This window comes from Mesorhizobium sp. L103C131B0 (assembly GCF_000502275.1).
GTDB lineage: Bacteria > Pseudomonadota > Alphaproteobacteria > Rhizobiales > Rhizobiaceae > Mesorhizobium.
On record NZ_AYXC01000001.1, the window covers coordinates 460,935 to 486,419 of the forward strand.

The 25,485-nt window shown below is 63.1% G+C and carries 16 protein-coding genes and 1 pseudogene; 13 read left to right on the plus strand and 4 right to left on the minus strand.

The window, feature by feature from the left end; all coding sequences use genetic code 11:
* Nucleotides 1-153: 153 nt before the first annotated feature.
* The 10 genes and pseudogenes from X730_RS162065 to X730_RS162025 all read left to right on the plus strand — a co-directional run bounded on the left by X730_RS162065 (nt 154) and on the right by X730_RS162025 (nt 12,191).
* Complete coding sequence (locus tag X730_RS162065; protein WP_023751323.1) at nt 154-870, plus strand: protein in NADH-ubiquinone oxidoreductase complex; 717 nt, start codon at nt 154-156, stop codon at nt 868-870.
* Nucleotides 871-1,033: 163 nt separating this feature from the next.
* Complete coding sequence (locus X730_RS162060) at nt 1,034-2,179, plus strand: aminodeoxychorismate synthase component I (RefSeq protein WP_023751324.1); 1,146 nt, start codon at nt 1,034-1,036, stop codon at nt 2,177-2,179.
* Nucleotides 2,128-2,790, plus strand: coding sequence for an aminotransferase class IV family protein (locus tag X730_RS162055; RefSeq protein WP_031192935.1), 663 nt, complete (start codon nt 2,128-2,130; stop codon nt 2,788-2,790). The genes X730_RS162060 and X730_RS162055 overlap by 52 nt, the downstream gene beginning before the upstream one ends.
* A gap of 52 nt (nt 2,791-2,842) precedes the next feature.
* A pseudogene (locus X730_RS0133015) lies at nt 2,843-3,736 on the plus strand (DUF3445 domain-containing protein); the annotation flags it as partial.
* Nucleotides 3,737-5,123: 1,387 nt separating this feature from the next.
* Nucleotides 5,124-6,569: a homospermidine synthase gene (locus X730_RS162050; protein WP_023751329.1), complete on the plus strand. Its 1,446-nt coding sequence runs from the start codon at nt 5,124-5,126 to the stop codon at nt 6,567-6,569.
* Between the two features lie 188 nt (nt 6,570-6,757).
* Nucleotides 6,758-7,135, plus strand: coding sequence for a hypothetical protein (locus X730_RS162045; RefSeq protein ID WP_023683250.1), 378 nt, complete (start codon nt 6,758-6,760; stop codon nt 7,133-7,135).
* Between the two features lie 197 nt (nt 7,136-7,332).
* Nucleotides 7,333-9,360, plus strand: a complete 2,028-nt coding sequence (locus X730_RS162040) for a bifunctional UDP-sugar hydrolase/5'-nucleotidase (protein WP_023744199.1) — start codon at nt 7,333-7,335, stop codon at nt 9,358-9,360.
* A 155-nt stretch (nt 9,361-9,515) separates the two neighbouring features.
* Nucleotides 9,516-10,580 (plus strand): ferrochelatase, encoded by a 1,065-nt coding sequence (gene hemH, locus X730_RS162035; RefSeq protein WP_023686407.1) that lies wholly within the window; start codon nt 9,516-9,518, stop codon nt 10,578-10,580.
* 158 nt (nt 10,581-10,738) lie between these two features.
* Entirely contained in the window at nt 10,739-11,689 is a 951-nt protein-coding gene (locus X730_RS162030) for an SPFH domain-containing protein (protein WP_023671952.1), read from the plus strand.
* A gap of 37 nt (nt 11,690-11,726) precedes the next feature.
* Entirely contained in the window at nt 11,727-12,191 is a 465-nt protein-coding gene (locus X730_RS162025; protein ID WP_023671953.1) for an NfeD family protein, read from the plus strand.
* An 87-nt stretch (nt 12,192-12,278) separates the two neighbouring features.
* Here X730_RS162025 and X730_RS162020 read toward each other — a convergent pair whose 3' ends face one another.
* On the minus strand, nt 12,279-13,274 hold the full coding sequence (locus tag X730_RS162020) for a KpsF/GutQ family sugar-phosphate isomerase (RefSeq protein ID WP_023825452.1): 996 nt from the start codon (nt 13,272-13,274) through the stop codon (nt 12,279-12,281).
* Between the two features lie 150 nt (nt 13,275-13,424).
* Here X730_RS162020 and X730_RS162015 point away from each other — a divergent pair, with 150 nt between their 5' ends.
* Complete coding sequence (locus X730_RS162015; protein ID WP_031196517.1) at nt 13,425-15,209, plus strand: outer membrane beta-barrel protein; 1,785 nt, start codon at nt 13,425-13,427, stop codon at nt 15,207-15,209.
* On the opposite strand, the gene galU is transcribed toward X730_RS162015, so the two are convergent.
* The gene (gene galU, locus X730_RS162010; RefSeq protein WP_023671956.1) at nt 15,210-16,115 is read right to left on the minus strand and encodes a UTP--glucose-1-phosphate uridylyltransferase GalU; all 906 of its coding nucleotides are present in this window, start codon (nt 16,113-16,115) and stop codon (nt 15,210-15,212) included. It lies immediately after the preceding gene.
* A gap of 207 nt (nt 16,116-16,322) precedes the next feature.
* Here galU and X730_RS162005 point away from each other — a divergent pair, with 207 nt between their 5' ends.
* Nucleotides 16,323-17,546: a lytic murein transglycosylase gene (locus X730_RS162005; RefSeq protein WP_023825453.1), complete on the plus strand. Its 1,224-nt coding sequence runs from the start codon at nt 16,323-16,325 to the stop codon at nt 17,544-17,546.
* A gap of 104 nt (nt 17,547-17,650) precedes the next feature.
* On the plus strand, nt 17,651-18,856 hold the full coding sequence (locus tag X730_RS162000; RefSeq protein WP_023704017.1) for a DUF459 domain-containing protein: 1,206 nt from the start codon (nt 17,651-17,653) through the stop codon (nt 18,854-18,856).
* Here X730_RS162000 and X730_RS161995 read toward each other — a convergent pair.
* Both X730_RS161995 and gltB read right to left on the minus strand, forming a co-directional pair.
* Complete coding sequence (locus X730_RS161995; RefSeq protein ID WP_023683242.1) at nt 18,853-20,307, minus strand: glutamate synthase subunit beta; 1,455 nt, start codon at nt 20,305-20,307, stop codon at nt 18,853-18,855. The two genes, X730_RS162000 and X730_RS161995, sit on opposite strands and share 4 nt — an antisense overlap.
* A gap of 139 nt (nt 20,308-20,446) precedes the next feature.
* Entirely contained in the window at nt 20,447-25,198 is a 4,752-nt protein-coding gene (gene gltB, locus X730_RS161990; protein WP_023825454.1) for a glutamate synthase large subunit, read from the minus strand.
* Between the last annotated feature and the right edge of the window lie 287 nt (nt 25,199-25,485).

Here is a 25,485-nt window from a genome sequence, read left to right on the forward strand (position 1 = left end):
CGACAGCGACGGTTGGCAATGGGCGGCAAAGCCGAACGCCGACACTCGACGACAGACCGGCTGTTCCCTGAGCCGCCGAACCACATTGGATGATCCGATCTGCCAAGGTCATGACTTGGGACGGCGGCGGACGGATCCGACTGGAGAGAGACGATGACCTTCTTTTACATTGTCCTGGCGTTCCTTGTAGGTGTGTTGGTTGGCTGGTTTATCTGGGGCCGGCTGCGCGGCGAACTCGACAGCCTGCGCGGCGATCTCGACCGCACCCGCAGCGAGCGTGACAGACTGCGCGCCGACGCCGATCGCCTGACTGGCGAACTCGACGCCTGCGGCAAGACCCGCGCCGATCTCGAACGCCGGCTGCGTGAAACATCAGCTCCATCCGCCAAGCCTTCAAGTTCGGCGCCGGCCGCGCTGGTATCGACAGCGGCAAAGGCCAAGTCCGCCCCGGCCGCGAAACCGGCCCCCGCCAAACCCGCCGCGGCCAAACCAGCTGCGGCCAAATCCGCGGCCGCAAAACCAGCGGCCAGCAAACCTGCCGCCGCCAAGGCCGCGCCCAAAGCCGCTGCTTCAAAGCCCGCCGCCGTCCCGAAGAAGGCCGCCCCGGCAGCTGGGAAGGCCGATAATCTGCGCCGCCTGATCGGTATCGGCCCGGTCAACGACAAACTGCTCAAGGGACTTGGCGTCACGACCTACGCGCAGATCGCCGGCTGGACCGCGGCCGACGTCAAGCGCATCGAGGACACGCTGAATTTCGACGGCCGCATCGCTCGCGAAAAGTGGGTCGAGCAGGCCAAGCTGCTTGCCGCCGGCGACGAAAAGGAGTTCGCACGCCAATTCCCGAGCGCCGGGACCGCCAACAACAGCTGATCCGTCATCGGCAACATAACCAGAAGGCGGCGCTCTCGGGCGCCGTCTTTGTTTTTGCATTCGCCACTGTCTTTGCGCCCTGCGACGCCGCTCCCTCGATTGCACGCCGCCCGGCCCCCATATAGAGCGGTTCTGGCGTCATCGACCGCAGTACCCGAGCCCCATGCCCCTGCCCTCTGCCATTTTCCGCAACGATGAAAGCGGCCGTCAGTTGGTCTTCGACCACCCGGCCGACATCATCATTGCCTATGATGCCAAGGATTTTCTGCCGGCGCTGGCGGCTGCGCAGGCGGCGAGCGATGCCGGCAAATGGCTGGCCGGCTATTTCTCCTACGAAGCGGGCTATCTGCTCGAACCGAAACTCGTGCCGCTGCTGCCTGAAGGCCGGCGCGCGCCATTGGTTTGTCTGGGTGTCTTCGATGCTCCGGCCGAAGAGGCCGTGCCGCGCAACGATGCGCCGGCCACCAATGGCCCCATCTTCGACGCCAGGGCCAGTTGGTCCGCTCAGGACTACGCCAAACGCTTCGCGCGCCTTCACGACCACATCCGCAAGGGCGACTGCTACCAAGGCAACCTGACCTTTCCGGTCCGTGCCCAATGGTCGGGCGATCCGGTTGCTGCCTTCGACGCACTGACAGGACGCCAGCCGGTCAAGTATGGCGCACTGATTTCGCTCGGCGATCCCATCGTCTTATCGCGTTCGCCCGAGCTGTTCTTCGAGATCAATGCCTTAGGCATGATCGAAACCCATCCGATGAAGGGCACCGCACCGCGCGGCGCGACCAAGGCCGAGGACGCGCGGTTGAAGTCCTTCTTGCGCAGCGACGAAAAGAACCAGGCCGAGAACCGGATGATCGTCGATCTCCTGCGCAATGACATCTCGCTGATCAGCGAGGTCGGCACGCTGGAAGTCCCGGAACTGTTCCGCATCGAGAGCTACCCGACCGTCCATCAGATGGTGAGCCGTGTGCGGGCGAAGCTTCTGCCTGATCTCGGCATCCGCCAAATCTTTGGCGCGCTGTTTCCCTGCGGCTCGATCACCGGCGCGCCGAAAATCCGCGCGATGGAAATCCTGCACGAGCTGGAAGACACACCGCGCGACGTCTATTGCGGCGCCATCGGCTGGATCGCGCCTGGCGGCATGATGCGCTTTTCGGTGGCGATCCGCACCATATCGCTCTTTTCCAGTGGCGAGGCAGTTTACAATGTCGGCGGCGGCGTCGTCTTCGATTCGACCGCGCAAGAGGAGTATCAGGAGTGTCTGCTGAAGGCGCGCTTCGCGACGGGGACACCGCCGATTTCGAGCTGATCGAGACGATGCGCTGGGAGCCCGGCCAGGGCTTTCTGCGTTTCGAACGCCATCTCGCACGCCTTTACGGGTCGGCGGAAGAACTCGGCTTTGCCTGCGATCCGCAGCGGATCGGCGAGGTGCTGGCGAATACTATCGGGGCGCAGCAGACGGCGCTGCGCACCCGGCTCGTCCTGCAGCGCAATGGCGAGGTGACGGTTTCTGTTCAGCCTTACGAGCCACTCGCCGCCGACAAGGTCTGGCGGCTGCGACTGGCGCGGGTCCGGCTCTCCTCCACCGACACGCTGCTGCGCCACAAGACCGGCCGGCGGCAAGTCTACACTCACGCCCGCTCCGAATATCTGATCACCCAGGCCGACGAAGTGTTGCTCGCAAATGAGCGCAGTGAAATCTGCGAAGGCACCATCACCAACGTCTTCGCCGATTTCGGTGATGGCATGCTGATGACACCCAGGCTCGACTGCGGCCTGCTGCCTGGCGTATTGCGCGCCGAGCTGCTGGACGAAGGGCGCGCCCAGGAGGCGATCCACAGCTATGACGAGTTGAAATCCGCCAAAACACTGTTCGTCGGCAATTCTCTGCGCGGCTTGATCCCGGCAACATTGGCCTGATACGAAGCGGCTGCGAGAATAACCGCCGGCATTGGACACTTTCTAGCGAAGCATGAATTCTCGTCAGCCCACGCACACGCCCTATGATGGCTCCTCAAAGCTCTTCACCATCGGGCTGAAGCCGCTCGAGCTCGACAAGTGGATCGAGGTCGACCGGTATCTCTTCGACCATCTCGCCGAAAAGCGCCGGCTCTATGCCGAAATTCCCGACAAGGTGTTTGTCGAGGAAGACGGCACGCGCGACACCCAGCGCGAAGTGCGCGGCCTCATCGAAGCACATCTGCTGTCGACATTTCCCGGGATGTACCGGCGCACCAATGCCGGGGTTGAGGTCATTGGCGCCAAAGCCGACTCTGACGCCACCTTCCACGATGCCCCGCTGGTCGCAGCGTCGCTGCTCGTCCAGGAAGACCTGATCCTGATGCGCCGTGACGACACCGGCTGGCGGCTCGCCGCCGGCTCGCTGTGTTTCCCGTCATCCTGGTCGCTGGTCGAGAAGTTCGGCCGGCCGCTGCAGCAGATCCACGCACCGGTGCCGGGCTTCGGTCCGGGCACCAGGCCGGCGGAGCTCATCAACCGCATGTTCGACGGCCTGCAGGGCCAGGCCGTCGAACGCTTCAACTGGTCGATCCAGGCCGGCGACGCGCTCTATCATCCGCTCTCCAATGTCGAGCGCATCGACCGTGCCACCAACCGCCCCTCGCGATTTCCCGACGGCGACGTCAACGCCCACGCCTTCATCCGCGTCGAGCGCCAGACGCTGCGCAAACTGCCTCTGTCGCGCGACATCCTGTTCACCATCCGCATCCATCTCGACCCGCTGAAAGTGCTGGCGCGGCATCCCGACCGGGCAACGCTTGCCGCCTCTTTCGCGGCGCAATTGCAGGCGCTGGATGAGGCTCAACTCGACTATAAGGGGATGACATCAGACCGTGACCGGCTGATGCAACGCCTGCAAACCATGGCTCGGATCCGACATGTTCTGAAGCTAGCCGTCCTGCTCGGTGCATTGCTGGCGTTGCCGGCAACAGCGCATGCGGAACCGGTGACCTATGCGGGGAAGCTCGGCAACATCGACATCGTCGTCGAGTTTACCGGTGATCCGGCGACGGCTGGAGAGGCACTGGCGGGCCGCTATTTCTACCGCTCCAAGGGCGTCGATATTCCTCTGCAGGCGAAGTCGAGCAAGGGCGCCACCTTTCAATTGGCCGAGGAAGAAGCCTGCGATGCCAAGAAGTGCGGCGACGGCCAGGCTCCACCCATCGGCGCCGTCTGGCGGTTGAGTTCCGCCGACAAGGGCAAGACGCTGGAAGGCACCTGGACGGCCAAAAAGACCCTGCCGCTGAAGCTGACAAGGATCGCCAGCCGTGCCCAGACGGAGACGCCGGCGACGACGCCACGCGATCTCTATGATTTCACCGACATGACATTCTCGGGCGACGATGCGCCGATCACCATGGCGGCATCGCCCTACGACTATCTCAAGCTGGATTTCGCGCCCAAGGCAGACGCCAAGGAAGGTTGGCCGGATGCAGCCTACAACTATGTCACCGATCCGCGCACCAAATTCGCCAGGCCGCGCATCGTCGATCTCGCCGGCAGTGCGCCGATCGAAGCCGCCAATGCCTTGCTGCAGAACCGCCATTGGCATGACAGCCTCAGCGCCTTGACATGCGCGGCGCTGCAATATGCCGGTTTCCACGACGGGCCGCCGATGGAGGGCATGGACGACGATTCGCTTGGCGGCTATGAAGACACGACGTCCAAAGTTACGTCATTGACGCCGAAGCTGATGAGCTGGTCGGAATCCGGCAGCCTCTATTGCGGCGGTGCGCATCCGAACAACTATTCCGACGCCTATGTCATGGACGTGCGCCGTGGCGCCTTGCTTACCCTTCAGGACATGTTTTCCGATACGGTCGACGGCAAGCCAGGCCCCTCGCTGGCCACCTTCGTCAAGGAGAAGCGCAAGAAGCCAAGGGACCAGACCGAGGTGGATTACGAGGCCGAATGCGGCATCGACGATTTGATCGGCGACTATCTCGGCGCCAGCCTGAAGCGCGATGGCGACAGGCAGGTTCTGGTCTTCGGCCTGCAAGGTTTGCCCAACGTCATCCAGGCTTGCGGCGGCGATCTCGTTGAAATCCCGGACTCCGAAGCACAAGCGCTGCTCACGCCGGAATTCGCGAAACTGCTCGAACCGTAGGCGCATCTGCGCCGTCGGGAACTAACCTTATCCCTGCTTTTCGCTTTATTGTGACAATGATCTATGGTTTGTCGCGCGGCGGTCGAACGGCCGTTTTGGCGCGTTGCTTGAAGGAGTGCTCGATAAAATGGCGAATGAAAACTGGCCCGTTTACGGTGAAATCACCGGCCCTGTCGTGATGATCGGCTTTGGTTCGATCGGACGGGGAACGCTGCCTCTGATCGAGCGCCATTTCAAATTCGACAAGTCGCGCATGACGGTCATCGACCCGCTCGACACCGACCGCAAGCTGCTCGACGAGCGCGGCATCGCCTTCGTCCAGGAGCACGTGACCGAGAAAAACTACAAGAAACTGCTGACGCCGCTTTTGACCAATGGTGGCGGCCAGGGCTTTTGCATCAATCTGTCGGTCGATACCGGCTCGGTCGACCTGATGCGGCTCTGCCGCAAGCTCGGCGTGCTCTACATCGACACCGTCGTCGAGCCGTGGCTCGGCTTCTATTTCGACGCCAGGGCCGACAATGCCAGCCGCACCAACTACGCGCTGCGCGAAGCCTTGATCAAGGAGAAGCACGACAAGCCCGGCGGCGCTACCGCGGTTTCGACCTGTGGCGCCAATCCGGGCATGGTCTCGTGGTTCGTCAAGCAGGCGCTGCTGAACCTTGCCGGCGACCTCGGCCTCGAGTTTTCCGAACCCGCGCAGGACGACCGTGACCGCTGGGCCAAGCTGATGAAAAAGGCCGGCGTCAAGGGCATCCACATCGCCGAGCGCGACACCCAGCGCACCAAGAAGCCGAAGCCGATGAACGTGTTCTGGAACACCTGGTCGGTCGAAGGTTTCATCTCGGAAGGGCTGCAGCCGGCCGAGCTCGGCTGGGGCACGCATGAGAGATGGATGCCGAAGAACGGCAAGGAGCACAAGCATGGCTCCAAGGCTGCGATCTATCTCGAACAGCCCGGCGCCAACACCCGCGTGCGCTCCTGGTGCCCGACGCCGGGCGCGCAATACGGTTTCCTGGTGACGCATAATGAGGCGATCTCGATCGCCGACTTCTTCACCGTGCGGTCGAAGAAGGGGAAGGTGCAATACCGCCCGACTTGCCACTATGCCTATCACCCCTGCAACGACGCCGTGTTGTCACTCCACGAAATGTTCGGCGCTGCCGGCAAGCCGCAGCCGGTCCACCATGTGCTTGACGAAAACGAACTGGTCGACGGCGTCGACGAGCTTGGCGTGCTGCTCTACGGCCATGCCAAGAACGCCTACTGGTACGGTTCGCAGCTGTCGCTGGCCGAAGCCCGCAAGCTGGCGCCCTACCAGAACGCTACCGGCATGCAGGTCACCTCGGCCGTGCTCGCCGGCATGGTCTGGGCGCTGGAAAACCCGGAGGCCGGCATCGTCGAGGCCGACGAGATGGACTACAAGCGCTGCCTGGAAGTGCAGTCCCAGTATCTCGGACCGGTCAAGGGCTACTACACCGACTGGACGCCGCTCGATAACCGTCCGGGCCTGTTTCCCGAGGACCTCGACAAAAGCGACCCGTGGCAATTCCGCAACATCCTCGTTCGATAGCGGTTCCATACCCCTGCCCCACTGCCTTGCAATCGCCCGGAAATCGGGCGATTGAAGGGATGCGGACGAGAGCAGTGTGCATCCATTTGGACGCGCGAGGGACGGCTCTGGAAACTTGAGGCCACGCACATCGTGTGCTCCAAAACGTCGTTTGACGATTGGGCCGATGCGTCAGGAGAGGATTTGATATGACGATTGCGCGCAAAATTCTTTCTGCGGGCGCGGCGGGCGCTCTTGCGACGATGCTTGCCGCCTGCACCACCGGCGGCTCCGACGGGCCACCGATCTCATCGCAGGCGCGAGGCGTCGAAGGCTCATGGCTGAACGCCGAAGGCAAGGCGGTCTCGACATTGAACGGCGGCGTCTTCACCACCGTTTCGGCGGAGACCGGTGAGAAATTCGCTGACGGCAGCTACACCAAGACCGGCGCCACCTCGGTCGAGATCAACGGAACCTCGCTGATCCGGCAGCAGCCAATCGCTTTCAACTGCCTGCTGGTGTCCATAAACCAGCTGAATTGCACCAGCTCCGCCGGGCAGAACTTCGTGCTGACCAGGCGCGGCTGAACCTTTCCCATGCGGCTTTGCGGATGGCGGCGGCGCGATGCCGCCGCCTTTTTTATGCCGGCAAACCGATGCCGGTTATCCGCCCTGATTCTTCTTGCATCGCCACAACCGCGATGTGAACATACCCGAAATGCTGGCTGTTATCCTGCAGTCGGGCAAGAGCGTTAAACGCCTTTGATCATATCCGGGAGACGAAGATGAAGAAGCTCGCCGCCATTGCCGCCCTCTCTGCCTCGACACTCGGCCTGTCGGCCGCACCATCCTTTGCCGACTACACGTTGAACATCCTGCATTTCAACGATTGGCACAGCCGCATCGAAGGCAACAACAAATACGAGTCGACCTGCTCGGCCGAGGAAGAGACCAAGGGTGAGTGCATCGGCGGCGCCGGCCGGCTGGTCACCGCGATCGCACAGGAGCGCAAGAAGCTCGAAGGCCAGAACGTGCTGCTGCTCAATGCCGGCGACAGCTTTCAGGGATCGCTGTTCTACATCACCTACAAGGGCACGGCGGAGGAGGAATTCCTCAATCAGATCAAGCCTGACGCGGTGACGCTCGGCAACCACGAATTCGACGATGGCGAGAGCGCGCTGGTGCCTTATCTCGACAAGGCGAAGTTCCCGATCGTCAGCGCCAATGTCGTGCCCAACGACAAGTCCGGCGCCGCAGGCAAGATCAAGCCGTCGATTGTGCTTGAGGTCGGCGGCCAGAAGATCGGCATTGTCGGCGCCGTGACCAACGACACGCCGGAACTCGCCTCTCCCGGCCCCAACATTACCATCGAGGACGACGTCAAGTCGATCACCGCCGAGGTCGAGAAGCTGAAGGCGCAAGGCGTCAACAAGATAATTGCCGTCACCCATATCGGCTACAGGCGCGAGCGCGATGTCATCGCCAAGATCCCGGGCATCGATGTGGTGGTCGGCGGCCACAGCCATTCGCTTCTGTCCAACACCGACCCGAAGGGGGAAGGCCCCTATCCGACGATGGTCGACAACCCCGACGGCTCCAAGGTGCCTGTCGTGCAGGCCGCGTCCTATTCGAAATATCTCGGCGAATTCAAGGTCGTGTTCGACGACAACGGCAACGTCAAGGAAGCCAGCGGCGACCCGATCTTCCTCGACAAGTCGATCATCCCCGATCCGGCCGTTCTTGCCCGCATCAAGGAGCTCGGCGCGCCGATCGAGGCGCTGAAGAACAAGGAAGTGGCCGAGACCACCGAGGCCATCGACGGCAGCCGCGAAAGCTGCCGCACCAAGGAATGCGCGATGGGCAATCTCGTCTCCGACGCCATTCTCGACCGCGTCAAGGGACAGGGCGTCGAGATCGTCGTCTCCAATGGCGGCGGCCTGCGTGCTTCGATCGACAAGGGCACCGTCACCATGGGCGAGGTGCTGACCGTGCTGCCTTTCCAGAACACGCTGGCGACCTTCCAGATTTCCGGCAAGGATCTGGTTGCCGGGCTGGAAAACGGCGTCAGCCAGGTCGAGGACGGCGGCGGCCGCTTCCCGCAGGTGGCAGGTCTCAAATACTCCTTCGACAAGTCGGTCGCGCCCAATGCCGGCCGAGTCAAGTCGGTCGAGGTGATGCAGAACGGTGCCTGGGCGCCGATCAATCCGGACAAGGACTATCTGGTCGCCACCAACAATTACGTCCGCCAGGGCGGCGACGGCTACAAGGTCTTCGCCGAGAAGGCCAAGAACGCCTACGATTACGGCCCCGGCCTCGAACAGGTGGTTGCCGACTATCTCGCGGCGCACCGGCCCTATACGCCGAAGCTCGACGGCCGCATCACCGAGGTCGCGGCAACCGTAGCGGCTGCCCCGGCCGCCGAGCCGGCAAAACCAGCCGAACCGGCACCTGCTCCAGCGGAACCGGCAAAACCGGCCGAGGCTGCACCGGCGGAGCCGGCGATGCCCGCATTGCCGGCAGGCTCCGGCGACATCACCACCACGCCGCCGACTGTCCCGGCGGAAACCGCCCCGGCAACGCCGGCTCCGGCCGAACCGGCAAAACCGGCCGAAGCCGCACCTGCTCCGGCAAAGCCGGCTGACGCCGCCCCGGCCGAAGCCAGCCATGTCATCGTCGCCGGCGATACCTATTGGGATCTCGCCAAGAAGGCCTACGGCGACGGCGCCAAGTGGAAGGTGATCTCCGAGGCCAACAAAGGCTACGAACCACGCCGGCTTCCTGTCGGCGCGACCTTGACCATTCCGGCGAAGTAACCTCGCTTCGCACTTGCGACCAGCAAAACCCGTCCGGGTAACCGGACGGGTTTTTGGCTTTCAGGGTAAGGTGCGGCCAGACGCGGCATTGAAAACTCGCGCCACATCGCTAGGTTCGCCCGACATCGTCGGTTTCGCGGTGTCGGGAGACCTTCATGACGCTTTCCACGCCTGTCGACCCCAAAGCCGCGAAAGCGCTCGACCCGCTGCCGGCCGGACATCCGCCGGTAAAGGCAGGCAAGATCGGCGTCATGTTGGTCAATCTCGGCACGCCGGACGGTACCGATTTCAAGCCGATGTGGCGCTATCTCCGCGAATTCCTGTCCGATCCGCGCGTCATCGAACTCAACAAGGCGATCTGGTATCCGATCCTCTACGGCTTGGTGCTGACCACCAGACCGAAGAAGTCCGGCGCCAATTACGCCAGGATATGGAACCGCGAGAGGAACGAGTCGCCGCTGCGCACCTACACCCGCGCGCAGGGCGAAAAGCTGGCCGCAGCGCTCATCGACCTACCCGATGTCGTGGTCGACTGGGCGATGCGCTACGGCAACCCCTCGACCGCGAGCGTCGCTCAAAGGCTGGTCGAGCAAGGCTGCGACCGCATCCTGTCGTTCCCACTCTACCCGCAATACTCCGCGACCACCACCGCGACCGCCAACGACCAGCTGTTTCGCGCCTTGATGAAGATGCGCCGCGCGCCTGCCGTGCGCAGTGTTCCGCCCTACTATGACGAGCCGGTCTACATCGAGGCGCTCGCCCATTCGATCGAACGGCATCTGGCAACGCTAGACTTCGAGCCCGAGGTGGTCATCACCTCCTATCACGGCATCCCGAAGCCCTATTTCGAGAAGGGCGATCCCTATCACTGCCACTGCCAGAAGACGACACGGCTGTTGCGTGAACGACTGGGGTGGGATGAAAAGAAGCTGATCATCACCTTCCAGTCGCGCTTCGGCGCCCAGGAATGGCTGCAGCCCTACACCGACAAGACGGTCGAGAAACTGGCGAAGGACGGCGTGAAATCGATCGCCATCGTCAACCCAGGCTTTTCCGTCGACTGCATCGAGACGCTGGACGAAATCGGCCGCGAGGCGGCCGAGACCTTCCATCACGCCGGCGGCGAGAAATTCGCCCACATCCCGTGCCTCAACGACAGTGCAGAAGGCATGGCGGTGATCGAGGCGATGGTGCGGCGCGAGCTGTCGGGCTGGGTCTGAGGCCGCCACGTTGCGGCGATCGATCGCCGCAGTTGCGCTATTCCATGCACTAATAATCAACGATCACCTGATTGTAACATTATTGAAACACACCTAAGTGTTTGGTGAAGTCGGTTGCATGGAATCAACGCCATGGCCGGCATCTGAGGGAGATTCAAATGGACTTCAGTGGTTTCGGTATTGCGATTGGTGCGCTTGCCTTTCTGGTATTGGTGCTTCTTATCAAAGGCATCCGGACAATCCCGCAAGGCTATAATTATACGGTGGAGCGCTTTGGTCGTTACACCAAAACACTAAGCCCCGGCCTCAACCTCATCGTGCCGTTCGTCGACCGAATCGGCGCCAAGATGAACATGATGGAGCAGGTGCTCGACGTTCCGAGCCAGGAAATCATCACGCGCGACAACGCCATTGTGGGCGTCGACGGCATCGCCTTCTACCAGATCCTCAATGCGGCCCAGGCCGCCTACCAGGTCGCCGGCCTGGAGAACGCCATCCTCAATTTGACGATGACCAACATCCGTACCGTCATGGGTTCGATGGACCTCGACGAACTGCTGTCGAACCGCGACGCCATCAACGAACGGCTGCTGCGCGTCGTCGACGAAGCGGCGCATCCGTGGGGCATCAAGATTACCCGCGTCGAGATCAAGGACATCAATCCGCCGGCCAACCTCATCGAATCGATGGGCCGTCAGATGACCGCCGAACGCAACAAGCGTGCGCAGATCCTCGCCGCCGAAGGCCTCAAGCAGTCGCAGATCCTCGAGGCCGAGGGCCGCAAGGAAGCCGCCTTCCGCGACGCCGAGGCGCGCGAACGCTCGGCCGAAGCCGAAGCGCGAGCCACCCAGGTTGTATCGGAAGCCATCTCCAAGGGCGACGTGCAGGCACTCAACTACTTCGTGGCGCTGAAATACACTGAAGCGATGGGCAAGATCGGCACCGCCAACAACAGCAAGGTCGTGCTGATGCCGATGGAAGCCTCGGCGCTGATCGGCACGCTCGGCGGCATAAGCGAGATCGCCAGGGAGGTGTTCCGCAGCGAAGGTACCGCCGGCGCCGCCAGGCAAGCCGCCCGCCCTCCGGTGGTTCGCCCAAGCGAGAATTGAGGCTAGCTGAGAACTGAGATCATAGGAGCGCACTCCCATGTTCGACCGCATCATTTCCGAACTTGGTCCGTGGAACTGGATGGTTCTGGGCTTCGTCCTCCTGGTGATGGAGGTCATCGCGCCAGGAATATTCATGCTGTGGATCGGCATCGCCGCATTGGTGATCGGTGTGATTTCCCTGCTCGTCTGGGACGCAAGCTTCTGGGCCTGGGAAGTCCAGGTCCTCGCCTTCCTGGCCCTGTCGCTGGTCTCGGCCTTTGCCGGAAAGAAGCTGGTTGGTGGGCGTAATACCCCTAGCGACCAGCCGCTGCTCAACCGGCGCGGCGCGCAGTTGGTCGGCAGGATGGCAACGCTGGCCGAGCCGATCAAGGACGGTCGCGGCCGCATCAAACTCGGCGACACACTGTGGCGCGTCTCCGGTCCCGACCTGCCGGCCGGCACGCAGGTGCGCGTCGTCAGTTCGGCCGACACCGATCTGGAACTGACCGTCGAGGCAGTTTGACATTTCGAAAGCGCATGGCGCTTTCGATCCGGAAAATCAGGCCGCGTCGCCTAGGGCTTCCCGAACGCGACGCGTCCTTTGATTTTTTCAGGCGGCGCCGATGCGCAGCAGGTCGTGCAGATGAACCAGTCCCACGAGCCGCCTGCCTTCGACCACCATCAGGCTCGTAATGGCCGAATTGTTGATAATCTGCAGCGCCGTCGCCACCAGCGTGTCCGGTGTGGCCGTCTTCGGCTTTTTCGTCATCACCTGATCGACGCTCATTTCCATGAGATTGCTGCCGATGTGACGCCTGATGTCGCCATCGGTGATGATGCCCACCAACGCGCCATCCGCCGTCGCGATCGCCACGCAGCCGAAGCCCTTGTTCGACAATTCGAGGATCGCCTCGCGCATGCCCGTGCCGGAAGCCACCAGCGGCAGCCTGTCGCCGACATGCATGATCTCGTGGATCTGCGTGAGGTTGGCGCCGAGCTGGCCGCCGGGGTGGAACGTGCGGAAATGGTCGGGCGTGAAGCCGCGCGCTTCGAGCAGCGCTATGGCCAGCGCATCGCCGACCACCAGTTGCAGCAGGGTCGATGTCGTCGGCGCCAGACCGTGCGGGCAGGCTTCCGGCGCGGACGGCAGGAGCAGCACCACGTCGGCCGCGCGCGCCAGCGCCGAGGCCGCGCCCGCGGTAATCGCAATCAGCGGGATCGAGAAGCGCCTGGAATAGGCGACGATGCCCATCAACTCTTTGCTCTCGCCGGACCATGACATGGCGATGATGGCATCGTCTCTGGCGATCATGCCAAGGTCGCCATGATTGGCCTCCGCCGGATGGACGAAGAAGGCAGGCGTGCCGGTCGAAGCCAGACTAGCCGCGATCTTAGTGCCGATATGGCCGCTTTTGCCGACGCCGGTGACTATGACGCGGCCATTGATGCGCGACACCATGTCGACGGCGCGGGCGAAAGGTTCGGCCAGTTCGTTCTCCAGCGCGGCGGCCAATGCCGCCACGCCGGCCTGTTCCGTGGCTACCGTTCTCAGCGCCGAGGCGACCGAAGCCTCCAAAGGCTTCTTTTCTGGGGATCCCGCATGCATGGCTGATGCGATTAGCGCTTTGCCGTTCGCCTGTCCAACAGAATTGCCGTCCAGCCATGTCGTATAGGCACACCTTCAACCCTCCGTTAACCATCCCCGTTTACGGTTCGGTAAGTATGGCGCGCTTGCGCCGCGCAAGCAGTGGTGACGATGTCGCGGGCCCAGCCTCAAGAGAAAAAAGGTCGAACGGGCAGAGCCTTTTGCGCTCTGCTTCTGGCGACGAGCGTGCTCGCTTTGCTGCGGCCAACTGCGCTTCATGCCCAGGAGACCGAGCTGCGCGGCGAAGTTTCGGAATCGGCGATCCTGTCCGACCAGCAGCGCCGGGCCAGGCAATTGAGCAAGGCCAACACGCAGGTCAAGCCCGCCCCTGCCGACACCGCCCCCACGGGAAACACGCCAACCGCTTATGTGCCGGCCAGCGATGGCGCCTTGCCTGACGACACCGACCCGTCACAGGCCGGCGCAAACAGCATTTTCGACCCGCCGGCGACCATCGACGATTCGTTCGCCGACAAGCCGCCAACCGTCCAGCCACGCCGGCCATCGACGGCAAAACAACGCGCCGCCGCGGATGCAGACAAGGCCAAGGACAAAACCAAGGCTGCCGACAAGAAGAAGCCTGGCAAAGCCACGGACCAGACCACCACCGCCGCGACTCCGGACGGCACTGCGGCAGGCGACGCCGATCAGGACACAGCGAACGGCCGTGTCCTCACCGTCGGCGGTGTCGACCGACGAAAGCTCGACCCCGGCGCCGAGCGCACCGGCGCCATCGAGGGCCAGAAGAAGAAGCTCGAGGACGACCCGTACGCGGCAACCGGCATCAAGGTCGGCTCGTTCCTGCTGCGGCCGACGCTCGAGCAGGGCGTTGCCGTCACGTCGAACGCCGATTCCAGCGCTGGCGGCAAGTCGGCGGTGCTGTCCGAAACGGCGCTCCGTTTCTCCGCCGCCTCCGATTGGCGCGAGAATTCGGCGGTCATCGACGGCTACGGCAATTTCCGCAACACCATTTCGGGCCAGAAGATCAATGAGGCACGCGGCCGTATCCAAGGCACGTACAATGTCGACCTCGACAATGAACTGCGCGCCATCGCCAAGCTCGGCTACGAGATTGCGCCGGAATCGGCCTCCGCGCCCGACGCCATTGCCGGCGTCACCTCGCAGCCGATCCGCCAGACTGTCGACGGCAGCCTCGCCGTCGAGAAGGATGTCGGCAAGCTGCGCTTTGCGCTGACCGGTGCGGTCTCCCACGACATCTATGGCGATGCCGAACTTACCGATGGCACCTCGCTGTCGCAGAAGGACCAGGACAACACGCTCTACACTGCAACGTTGCGGACCGGCTATGAAATTTCCCCGGCTCTGACGCCCTTTGCTGAGATTGAGCTCGGCCGCCGGGTATATGACCAACGGATCGACAACAAGGGCTTCGAGCGCTCTTCGACCCGGCTTGGCGCGCGCGCCGGTATCGAAGTCGACATGGGCGAGAAGCTCAAGGGTGAGTTCTCGGCCGGCTGGCTGAGGGAGGCGATCGACGACAAGAACCTGGAGGCTATTTCGGGAGCCACCATCAATGCCGACCTCAAATGGTCGCCCGAGCGCGGCACCATCATCGGCCTCACCGGGCGAACCACGGTCGAAGGCACGACGAATGCCGGTAAGAGCGGCGACATCCTCTATTCCGGCCGCCTCACCGGCGAGCGGCAGATCCGCGCCGACCTGACCGGCAACGCAGCCCTTGGGCTCGACTGGCGCAATTACACCGGCTCCGACGGCCATGACATGACGCTGAGTGCAGAGGCCGGGCTGACCTGGTGGCTGAACCGCTATGTCGGCCTCACCAGCCGCGCCCGCACCGAAAAGCTGACCAGCAATCTGCCCGGGCGCAACTACACCGCCAACAGCATCTATTTGGGGCTGAAGCTGCAGCGGTAGCTAAAAAGCAGCGCCGCGACGCTCGGACGGCTTCATCTCATCGAGCAGCGTGCGGATGACGCCGGCCATGTTCTCGTTCATGTCGCTGCGCCACAGCGCGAAGGCGACATTGGCCTCGACGAAGCCTTCCGGCGAGCCGCAATCGAAGGTGCGGCCCTGAAAGTGGTAGCCAAAGAAGGGCTGCTGCTTTTCCAGCTTCAGCATCGCGTCGGTGAGCTGGATCTCGTTGCCGGCGCCCTTTTCCTGGCTTTCGAGGATCTTGAAAATCTCGGGCTGCAGGATGTAGCGGCCGTTGATGTAGAGATTGGACGGCGCGGTGCCGGTCTTCGGCTTTTCGACCATCTCGGTGATGCGGAAGCCGTGATGCGTGTCCTCGCCGCGGCCGACAATGCCATATTTGTGGGTCTCGGCCGGATCGCATTCCTGCACGGCGATGATGTTGTTGCCCGTCTCCTCGTAGAGCTCGACCATGGCCTTCGTGCAGCTCTTCTCCGACTGCATGATCATGTCGGGCAGCAACAGCGCGAAGGGTTCGTCGCCGACCAGTTCGCGGGCGCACCAGACGGCGTGGCCGAGCCCCATCGGCACCTGCTGGCGGGTGAAGGAGGTCTGCCCCGGCGCCGGCTGCAGCCGCTGCAAGCGGGCCAGCTGATCGTCCTTGCCGCGCTGTGCCAGCGTATCATAGAGCTCGAACTGGATATCGAAATGGTCTTCGATGACCGCCTTGTTGCGGCCGGTGACGAAGATGAAATGTTCGATGCCGGCCTCGCGCGCCTCATCGACGACATACTGGATGACCGGCCGGTCGACGACGGTCAGCATCTCCTTGGGAATGGCCTTGGTGGCCGGGAGAAACCGTGTGCCGAGACCGGCGACCGGGAAAACTGCCTTGCGAACTCGCTTCATGCGTCAATTATCCGTTTGAGGGCGTGCCCGGCAATCCCGCCTCGCGACATTTTCGCGCCGGAATTGGGGATTATCGGGCCATTGAGGGAAACATCAACCGGTAAAGCATCCAGCTGTCTTTTCGTTCCAGGCGCCGCCTATGGTAAACCAATTGCTAACCCGGTTCGGCGATGAATGGTCTTTCCTGAGATAGAGAAAGGGGAAAATATGTCCGTTCGCAGTGCCGCAAAACTCTTTACCAGCGTGCTGACGGCGGCCAGCCTCTCGCTCGCCTTGCTGATGCCGGCCGGACCGGCCTTCGCCGATGCCGGTTTTCGGCAATGGGTCGCCGGCTTCCGCGCCACGGCCGTGGCGGGCGGCGTTTCCGGCGGGGTCTACGACCGGGCGTTCCGGGGCATCAATGAACCCGACCCGGTGGTGCTGGAAAAGGCACGCACCCAGCCCGAATTCACCGCACCTGCCTGGGACTATTTCGACAACCGCGTCCACGACCAGTCCGTTGCCGTCGGCCAGCAGATGGCCAGGAAATGGAAGCCGTGGCTGGAACGGATCGAGGCGAGGTTCGGCGTCGACCGCTACATCCTGCTCGCCATCTGGTCGATGGAATCGAATTACGGCGAGATCCTCAAGCGCGACGACATCATGCGCAATGTCATCCGCTCGCTGGCAACCCTCGCCTATGGCGACGCCAAGCGTTCGAAATTCGCCCGCACCCAATTGGTCGCCGCGCTGAAAATCCTGCAGACCGGCGACATCGACGAAAGCCACCTGATGGGCTCCTGGGCCGGCGCCATGGGCCAGACCCAGTTCATCCCGACCAGCTACCAGCATTATGCCGTCGACATGGACGGCAACGGCAAGCGCGACATCTGGAATTCGATCCCCGATGCGTTGGCGACATCAGCCAATCTGCTGAAGAAGAATGGCTGGCAGGGCGGCAAGACCTGGGGCTACGAGGTCACCATTCCAGCCGGCAAACTGCCTGCCGGCTCGAAGACATTGGCGCAGTGGCAGGCGCTCGGCGTCGCCAGGGCCAATGGCAAGCCGTTCAAGAACGCAACCGACAAGGCGACGCTGAAAGTGCCGGACGGCCGCGGCGGACCGGCATTCCTGATGATCAAGAACTTCTCCGTCATCAAGGCCTACAACAACGCCGACAAATATGCCCTGGCCGTCGGCCTTCTTGCCGACGAAATCGCCGGCTCTAATGGTCTGGTGCAGGACTGGAAGCGGCCCTTCACCAAACTGTCCTTCGAGGAAAGGCAGGAGTTGCAGAAGCGGCTTTCGCAGCACGGACTTTACGACGGCAAGTTCGACGGCAAGATCGGTGACGGCACGAAAACCGCCATCATGACCTATCAGGCAACGGTCGGCTTGACCCAGGACGGGTATCCGAGCATGGAAGTGCTCAAATGGCTCAGAAAGAAATAGAGCCGGCGACGGCAGCGCGCATCTGCGACGCGCAAGGGATGCCGTAGCATCGGTCTGTGCATGATCCCCTGCGAGGGCCATGCACCAAGGGATGGAGAGGGTGCTTGGTTCCGGCAGCGCGTATCCGTGTGATCGTTTTCCGCTTGCCGATCCTCATTCTGGCCATCGTCGTCCTGGCGACGGGGGTCGCCGGCACTTTCCACACACCGGCTTTGGCGCAGGAACAACCGCAGAACCGCGGCTGGTCGCTGCGCGACCTTCTGTTCCCGCGCCGCAGCGAACGCATCGAGCCGCCGCTCGACGTCCGCAAGGCAAAGCCGAAGGTCAAGAAGAAGCCCCGTGCACCGGTTGAACCTTCCGCTCCGATTGTCGAGAAGACACCGGATGCCCGCGTCATTCTGGTGATCGGCGATTTCATGGCCAACGGCCTGGCCGAAGGCCTCGAAACAGCCTTTGCCGACAATGCCAACGTCAGGATCGTCGAGCGCGCCAACGGTTCTTCGGGTTTCGTGCGCGATGATGTCTACAACTGGCCCGAACAGGTCAAATCGCTGGTCGAGACCGAAAAACCCTCCGTGGTCGTCGTCATGCTCGGCTCCAACGACCGCCAGCAGATGCGCGTCAACGATGTGCGCGAGCAGCCGCGCTCCGAGAACTGGACCAAGGAATACGAACGCCGGACCGAAGCCTTGGGAAAGGCACTGGCGGCGACCAAGGTGCCTTATCTGTGGGTCGGCATGCCAGCCTTCAAGACGCCGAAGATGACCTCCGACATGCTGGCATTCAACGACATCTACCACTCGGCTGCCGAGAAGAACGGCGGCGAATTCGTCGATGTCTGGGATGGGTTCGTCGACGAGAACGGCGCCTTTGTCTCGACCGGCCCCGACATTAACGGCCAGGCCGTGCGGCTGCGCTCCGACGACGGCATCAACGTCTCGAAAGCCGGCAAGCGAAAGCTCGCCTTCTACACCGAAAAGCCGCTGGCCAAGATCCTCGGCCTGGCAGCGCCGGGAAGCGTGGTGACGGCTGCCGCACCGGCCGGCGCCCCGGTCGAGGCGCCGTCGCTGCCCGCCGCCCCGATCGTGGTCGACCGCACCGTTCCGATGCTGCTCAACGATCCGGCGCTCGACGGCGGTACCGAACTTCTCGGTGCGGCGGCGGCGCCGAAAGCCAATCCGGATCTGCCCGGCGAAAAACTAATCCTCGAAGGCAAGGCGCCCGAGGCCTCGCCCGGCCGCGCCGACGACTTCTCGTGGCCGCCCAAGGCCGCTGCCGCGACGGATACGACGACGGCGATCAACCGTTAACGGGGGAGTACCGTCGACCCCATCAGCGCTTCATCGATCGAGCGCGCGGCCTGGCGGCCTTCGCGGATCGCCCACACAACCAGCGACTGGCCGCGGCGCACATCACCTGCGGCGTAGAGCTTGTCGACGCTGGTCTTGTAGTCGCGATCGTTGGCTTCGACATTGCGGGAACGGCGGCTGTCGGTGGTGATTTTCATCTCACCGTCCAGCTCTTTCGCGACGCCGGCGGCAGCCGGTCCGGCAAAGCCGATGGCGATGAAGGCGAGGTCTGCACGGATGACGAATTCGGTGCCGGCGATCGGCCTGCGCTTCTCGTCGACTTCGCAGCATTTGACGCCGGTCAGTTGGCCGTCCTCGCCGATGAATTCGAGCGTCGCCACCTGGAATTCGCGCTCCGCACCTTCGGCCTGTGAGGACGAGGTGCGCATCTTGGTCGCCCAGTAAGGCCAGACCGAAAGCTTGTCTTCCTTCTCCGGCGGCTGCGGGCGGATGTCGAGCTGGGTGACGCGCACCGCGCCCTGGCGGAAGGCGGTGCCGACGCAGTCGGACGCGGTATCGCCGCCGCCGACGACGACGACATGCTGGCCGCCGGCGATGATCGGATGCGACGGCCAGGCCACCGACTGGATCGGCTCGCCGCCGACGCGACGGTTCTGCTGCACCAGATAGGGCATGGCGTCATAGACGCCGCCGAGATCGTCGCCCGGAATGTTGGCCGGACGCGGCGATTCCGAACCGCCGCAATAGAGCACCGCATCGTATCCGGCGAGCAACTCTGCCACCGGCTTGTCGACGCCGACATTGACGCCGCAATGGAAGGTCACGCCCTCGCCCTGCATCTGCTCGATGCGGCGGTCGATATAGTGCTTCTCGATCTTGAAGTCGGGAATGCCGTAGCGCATCAGCCCGCCGGGACGGCTCTCACGCTCATAAACGCTGACCTCGTGGCCGGCGCGGCCAAGCTGCTGCGCCGCCGCCATCCCTGCCGGGCCGGAGCCGATGACAGCGACCCGCTTGCCCGTCTTCTTCTCTGGCGGATAAGGCCGGATATGGCCGGTTTCATAAGCCTTGTCGGCGATTGCCTGTTCGACGGTCTTGATGGCAACCGGAATGTCCTCGAGGTTCAGCGTGCAGGCTTCCTCGCAGGGCGCGGGGCAGATGCGGCCGGTGAACTCGGGGAAATTGTTGGTCGAATGCAGGTTGCGGATCGCATTGTCCCAGTCGCCATTGTAGACGAGGTCGTTCCAGTCCGGGATCTGGTTGTGGATCGGGCAACCGGTCGGCCCGTGGCAGAACGGGATGCCGCAATCCATGCAGCGCGCGGCCTGTTTCTCGACCTCCTTGTCCGACATCGGCAGCGTGAATTCACGAAAATGCCGGATGCGGTCGGAGGCCGGCTGGTACTTGTGCACCTGCCGGTCGATTTCGAGAAAGCCTGTTACCTTGCCCATAGTCCAGTTCCTGCTGTCCAGATGGTGCGGTTTTCGCACCCGTTAACCCCTTGAGGCAGCCGTGGCAACCTTGCATCCGAGGTCAAACTGTCGCTGAAAGTTCCGCCGGGAAGCCTGCGCCTCCCGGCAAGTCGAAAAACTATTCCGCCGCCACGCCCATGCGCATGCGTTCCATCTCGATCAGCGCGCGGCGGTATTCGACCGGCATGATCTTGCGGAATTTCGGCCGGAAGGTCGTCCAGTCGTCGAGTATCTCGCGGCCGCGTACCGAACCGGTGAAATGGACGTGGTTCGAGATAAGCTGGTAGAGCCGTTCCTCGTCATGGGTGGTCATGTCGCCCGAGACGTCGACGCGACCCTTGTGGTCGAGGTCACCGCCATGATGCAGCAGCCTTTCCATCAGATCGTCTTCTTCCGGAACCGGCTCCAGCTCGACCATCGCCATGTTGCAGCGCGCGGCGAAATCGCCGGCCTCATCCAGAACATAGGCCACGCCGCCCGACATGCCGGCAGCGAAGTTGCGACCGGTCTGGCCGATGACGACGACGATGCCGCCGGTCATGTATTCGCAGCCATGATCGCCGACGCCTTCAACGACGGCGGCGACGCCCGAATTGCGCACCGCGAAGCGCTCGCCGGCGACACCTGCGAAATAGGCCTCGCCCTCGGTCGCGCCATAGAGGACGGTGTTGCCGACGATGATCGATTCCGCCGCGACGATCCTGGACTCCTCCGGCGGCCGGATGACGATGCGTCCGCCCGACAGGCCCTTGCCGACATAGTCGTTGGCCGCACCGACGAGATCGAACGAGATGCCGCGCGCCAGGAAGGCGCCGAACGACTGGCCGGCGGTGCCGGTCAGCTTCACCTGGATCGTGTCCTCGCGCAGGCCCTTGTGCCTGAAGCGCTTGGCGACTTCGCCCGACAGCATGGCGCCCGTGGAGCGATCGACATTGCGGATGTCGACCTCGATCTTGACCGGCTGCTTGCTTTCGAGCGCGGGCCTCGCCAGTTCGATCAGCTTGCGATCGAGTACATCGTCGATCGGGTGTTTCTGCCGTTCGGTCCAGTGCACCGCCTCATGCGGCGCGTCCGGCTTGAAGAACATCTTGCCGAAATCGAGCCCACGCGCCTTCCAATGCTGGATCATCTCGCGCTTTTCCAGCAGGTCGCTGTCGCCGATGATCTGGTCCATATGGGTGTAGCCCATCTCGGCCAGCAGCCCCCTCACCTCTTCCGCAACATAGAAGAAGAAGTTGATGACATGCTCGGGCGTGCCCTTGAAACGCTTGCGCAGAACCGGGTCCTGCGTCGCGACGCCGACCGGGCAGGTGTTCAAGTGGCACTTGCGCATCATGATGCAGCCGGCCGCGATCAGCGGCGCGGTCGAGAAGCCGAACTCGTCGGCACCGAGCAGCGCACCGATGATGACGTCGCGCCCCGTGCGCAAGCCGCCATCGACCTGCAGTGCAACGCGCGAGCGCAGCCCGTTCAGCACCAGCGTCTGGTGCGTCTCGGCAAGGCCCATTTCCCATGGACTGCCGGCATGCTTGAGCGAGGTCAGCGGCGACGCGCCGGTGCCGCCATCATAGCCGGAGATGGTGATGTGGTCGGCGCGCGCCTTGGCGACGCCCGCCGCGACCGTGCCGACACCGACTTCCGACACCAGCTTTACCGAGACATCGGCCGCCGGGTTGACGTTCTTCAGATCGTAGATCAGCTGCGCCAGATCCTCGATCGAATAGATGTCGTGATGCGGCGGCGGCGAGATCAGGCCGACGCCAGGCGTCGAGTGCCGGACTTTGGCGATGGTGGCGTCGACCTTGTGGCCGGGCAGCTGGCCGCCCTCACCGGGCTTGGCGCCCTGCGCGACCTTGATCTGCATGACATCGGAATTGACGAGATACTCGGCGGTGACGCCAAACCGTCCCGAGGCGACCTGCTTGATCGCCGAACGTTCGGGGTTCTTGCCGCCGCCCGGCAGCGGCAGATAGCGGTCTGCCTCTTCGCCGCCCTCGCCGGTGTTCGACTTGCCGCCGATCTGGTTCATGGCGCGCGCCAGCGTCGTGTGTGCCTCGCGCGAGATCGAGCCGAACGACATCGCCCCGGTCGAGAAGCGCTTGACGATATCGGCCGCCGACATCACGTCCTCTATCGCCACCTTCTTGCGGCCGGTCTCTTCCGCAAGCTTGATCCTGAACAGGCCGCGTATGGTCTGAGCACGGGCCGTCTCGCTGTCGATCTGCGCGGAATACTCCTTGAACGTCTCCCACGAGCCCTGGCGCACGGCGTGCTGCAAGGTGGCGACGGCGTCGGGCGACCACATATGGGCTTCGCCGCGCATGCGGTACATGTACTCGCCGCCGACCTCGAGGCTGTTGCGCAGCACCGGATCGTTGCCGAAACCGTCGGTGTGGCGGCTGAGCGTCTCGGCCGCGACCTCGTCCAGGCCGACACCTTCGATCAGCGTCGCTGTGCCGGTGAAGTACTTCTCGACGAAATCCGACTTCAGCCCGATGGCGTCGAATATCTGCGCGCCGCAATAGGACTGATAGGTGGAGATGCCCATCTTCGACATCACCTTGAGGATGCCCTTGCCGATCGACTTGATGTAGCGCGAGACCACCTCGTAGGCGTCGACCTCCGCCGGCAGTTCGCCACGCTTGTGCATGTCGAGCAGCGTGTCGAAGGCAAGGTAGGGGTTGATCGCCTCGGCGCCGTAGCCGGCGAGACAGCAGAAATGATGCACTTCGCGCGGCTCGCCGGATTCGACAACCAGGCCGACCGCGGTGCGCAGACCCTTGCGGATCAGATGGTGGTGCACGGCAGCCGTCGCCAGCAGTGCCGGAATGGCGATACGGTCGGGACCCACCTGGCGGTCGGACAGGATGATGATGTTGTAGCCGCCGGCAACGGCCGCCTCGGCGCGCTCGCACAGACGCTCGACGGCGCCCTGCATGCCGGCCGCGCCCTCGCTCGACCCGTAGGTGATGTCGATGGTCTTGGTGTCGAAACGGTCCTCGGTGTGGCCGATCGAGCGGATCTTTTCCAGATCGCCATTGGTCAGGATCGGCTGGCGCACTTCGAGCCGCTTGCGGCGCGAATTGCCGACCAGGTCGAAGATGTTGGGCCGCGGCCCGATGAACGAGACAAGGCTCATCACCAGCTCCTCGCGGATCGGGTCGATCGGCGGGTTGGTGACCTGGGCGAAATTCTGTTTGAAATAGGTGTAGAGCAGCTTCGACTTGTCCGACATCGCCGAGATCGGCGTGTCGGTGCCCATCGAACCCACGGCTTCCTGGCCGGTGGTCGCCATCGGCGACATCAACAGCTTGGTGTCTTCCTGCGTGTAGCCGAAAGCCTGCTGGCGATCGAGCAGGCTGACATCCTTGCGCAGCGCGCGCGGCTCGACCGGCTTCAGATCCTCGAGGATCAGCTGCGTGTTGTTAAGCCAGGTCTTGTAGGGATGCCTGGTGGCGATCTCCGACTTGATCTCCTCGTCGGAAATGATGCGGCCCTTGGCGAGGTCGATCAGAAGCATGCGGCCGGGCTGCAGCCGCCACTTCTTGACGATCCTCTCCTCCGGCACCGGCAGCACGCCGGCCTCTGACGCCATGATGACGCGGTCGTCGTCGGTGACGATGTAGCGCGCCGGCCGCAGCCCGTTGCGGTCGAGCGTGGCGCCGATCTGGCGGCCGTCGGTGAAGGCGACCGCGGCCGGCCCGTCCCACGGCTCCATCAGGGCTGCATGGTATTCGTAGAAAGCCTTGCGGTCGGCATCCATCAGCTTGTTGCCGGCCCACGCTTCGGGGATCAGCATCATCATGGCATGGCTGAGGCTGTAGCCGCCCTGGAACAGGAATTCGAGCGCATTGTCGAAGCACGCCGTGTCGGACTGGCCGTCATAGGAGATCGGCCACAGCTTGGAGATGTTGTTGCCGAACAGTTCGGAATCGACCGAGGCCTGGCGCGCCGCCATCCAGTTGTTGTTGCCGCGCACCGTGTTGATCTCGCCATTATGCGCGACCATGCGGTAAGGGTGCGCCAGCTTCCAGGACGGGAAGGTGTTGGTCGAGAAGCGCTGGTGGACGAGGATCAGCGCGGTCTCGAAACGCGGATCCGACAAATCCTTGTAATAGGCGCCGACCTGGTAGGCCAGGAACATGCCCTTGTAGACAATGGTACGCGCCGATAGCGACACACAGTAGGCGCCGATATCCTTGTTGTTGTTCTCGGCGTAGATACGGCCGGAAATCACCTTCCGCAGCAGGTACAGCCTGGCCTCGTATTCCTCGTCATCTGGAATGTCCGATGTGCGGCCGATGAAGACCTGGCGATGGAACGGTTCGGAGGCCGCAATATCGGGCGCCTTCGACAGCGATGAATTGTCGACTGGCACGTCGCGAAAGCCTAAAAGCGGCAGCCCTTCTGACAGCGCCGATTCGGCGATGATCTCTTCGATATGGGCGCGCAGTGCCGCATCCTGCGGCATGAACCAGTGGCCGACGCCGTATTGGCCTGCCGCCGGCAGTTCGACGCCCTGGGCCGCCATCTCTTCGCGGAAGAAATGATCGGGAATCTGCACCAGCACGCCGGCGCCGTCGCCCATCAGCGGATCGGCGCCGACAGCGCCGCGATGCGTCAGGTTTTCGAGCACGAAGAGCCCGTCCTTGACGATCTGGTGCGACTTCACGTTCTTCATGTTGACGATGAAGCCGACGCCGCACGCGTCATGCTCGTTGCGCGGATCGTAGAGACCCTGCGCGGCCATGCCATTGGTGGTCAGGCCGTTGGTGGTCTGGCCTTCTTTGGTCAGAACGGTATTTTTAACGGCTGCCGCTTTCGTCTGCGCGGCCTGGCCGATAATCGCAGATGGCGTCAGTTCCGTCATCGTCCTGTCCTCCGTTCCGGCCCCTTGCACGTCTAGCATTTGGGGCGCTGGTCTACCTTGGGAAGCGACTGGCTTCCGCTCTCATTCTTGCGGCACGTCTTTTCGAAATCCTTGGCGGACCGTGCGGTGCACCGCCGGTTCGTATCCGGTATCGTACAGGCCACAGCCGAGCCGTCTACCCGTCGCTCGCGGCAACGGCCGGAGTGGCCCAAATGATACGCCAATCCAGCCTGACTTGTGCGACAAAATAAGACAGCACTACTGTCCTAAATTTTTATGGCAGAAAT

What these genes read in the sequence shown, in the direction of transcription:
- X730_RS162065 (WP_023751323.1), top strand. Translation starts at nt 154, where the DNA reads ATGACCTTCTTTTACATTGTCCTGGCGTTCCTTGTAGGTGTGTTGGTT.
- X730_RS162060 (WP_023751324.1), top strand. Translation starts at nt 1,034, where the DNA reads ATGCCCCTGCCCTCTGCCATTTTCCGCAACGATGAAAGCGGCCGTCAG.
- X730_RS162050 (WP_023751329.1), top strand. Translation starts at nt 5,124, where the DNA reads ATGGCGAATGAAAACTGGCCCGTTTACGGTGAAATCACCGGCCCTGTC.
- X730_RS162045 (WP_023683250.1), top strand. Translation starts at nt 6,758, where the DNA reads ATGACGATTGCGCGCAAAATTCTTTCTGCGGGCGCGGCGGGCGCTCTT.
- X730_RS162040 (WP_023744199.1), top strand. Translation starts at nt 7,333, where the DNA reads ATGAAGAAGCTCGCCGCCATTGCCGCCCTCTCTGCCTCGACACTCGGC.
- hemH (WP_023686407.1), top strand. Translation starts at nt 9,516, where the DNA reads ATGACGCTTTCCACGCCTGTCGACCCCAAAGCCGCGAAAGCGCTCGAC.
- X730_RS162030 (WP_023671952.1), top strand. Translation starts at nt 10,739, where the DNA reads ATGGACTTCAGTGGTTTCGGTATTGCGATTGGTGCGCTTGCCTTTCTG.
- X730_RS162025 (WP_023671953.1), top strand. Translation starts at nt 11,727, where the DNA reads ATGTTCGACCGCATCATTTCCGAACTTGGTCCGTGGAACTGGATGGTT.
- X730_RS162020 (WP_023825452.1), bottom strand. Translation starts at nt 13,274, where the DNA reads ATGCATGCGGGATCCCCAGAAAAGAAGCCTTTGGAGGCTTCGGTCGCC.
- X730_RS162015 (WP_031196517.1), top strand. Translation starts at nt 13,425, where the DNA reads ATGTCGCGGGCCCAGCCTCAAGAGAAAAAAGGTCGAACGGGCAGAGCC.
- galU (WP_023671956.1), bottom strand. Translation starts at nt 16,115, where the DNA reads ATGAAGCGAGTTCGCAAGGCAGTTTTCCCGGTCGCCGGTCTCGGCACA.
- X730_RS162005 (WP_023825453.1), top strand. Translation starts at nt 16,323, where the DNA reads ATGTCCGTTCGCAGTGCCGCAAAACTCTTTACCAGCGTGCTGACGGCG.
- X730_RS161995 (WP_023683242.1), bottom strand. Translation starts at nt 20,307, where the DNA reads ATGGGCAAGGTAACAGGCTTTCTCGAAATCGACCGGCAGGTGCACAAG.
- gltB (WP_023825454.1), bottom strand. Translation starts at nt 25,198, where the DNA reads ATGACGGAACTGACGCCATCTGCGATTATCGGCCAGGCCGCGCAGACG.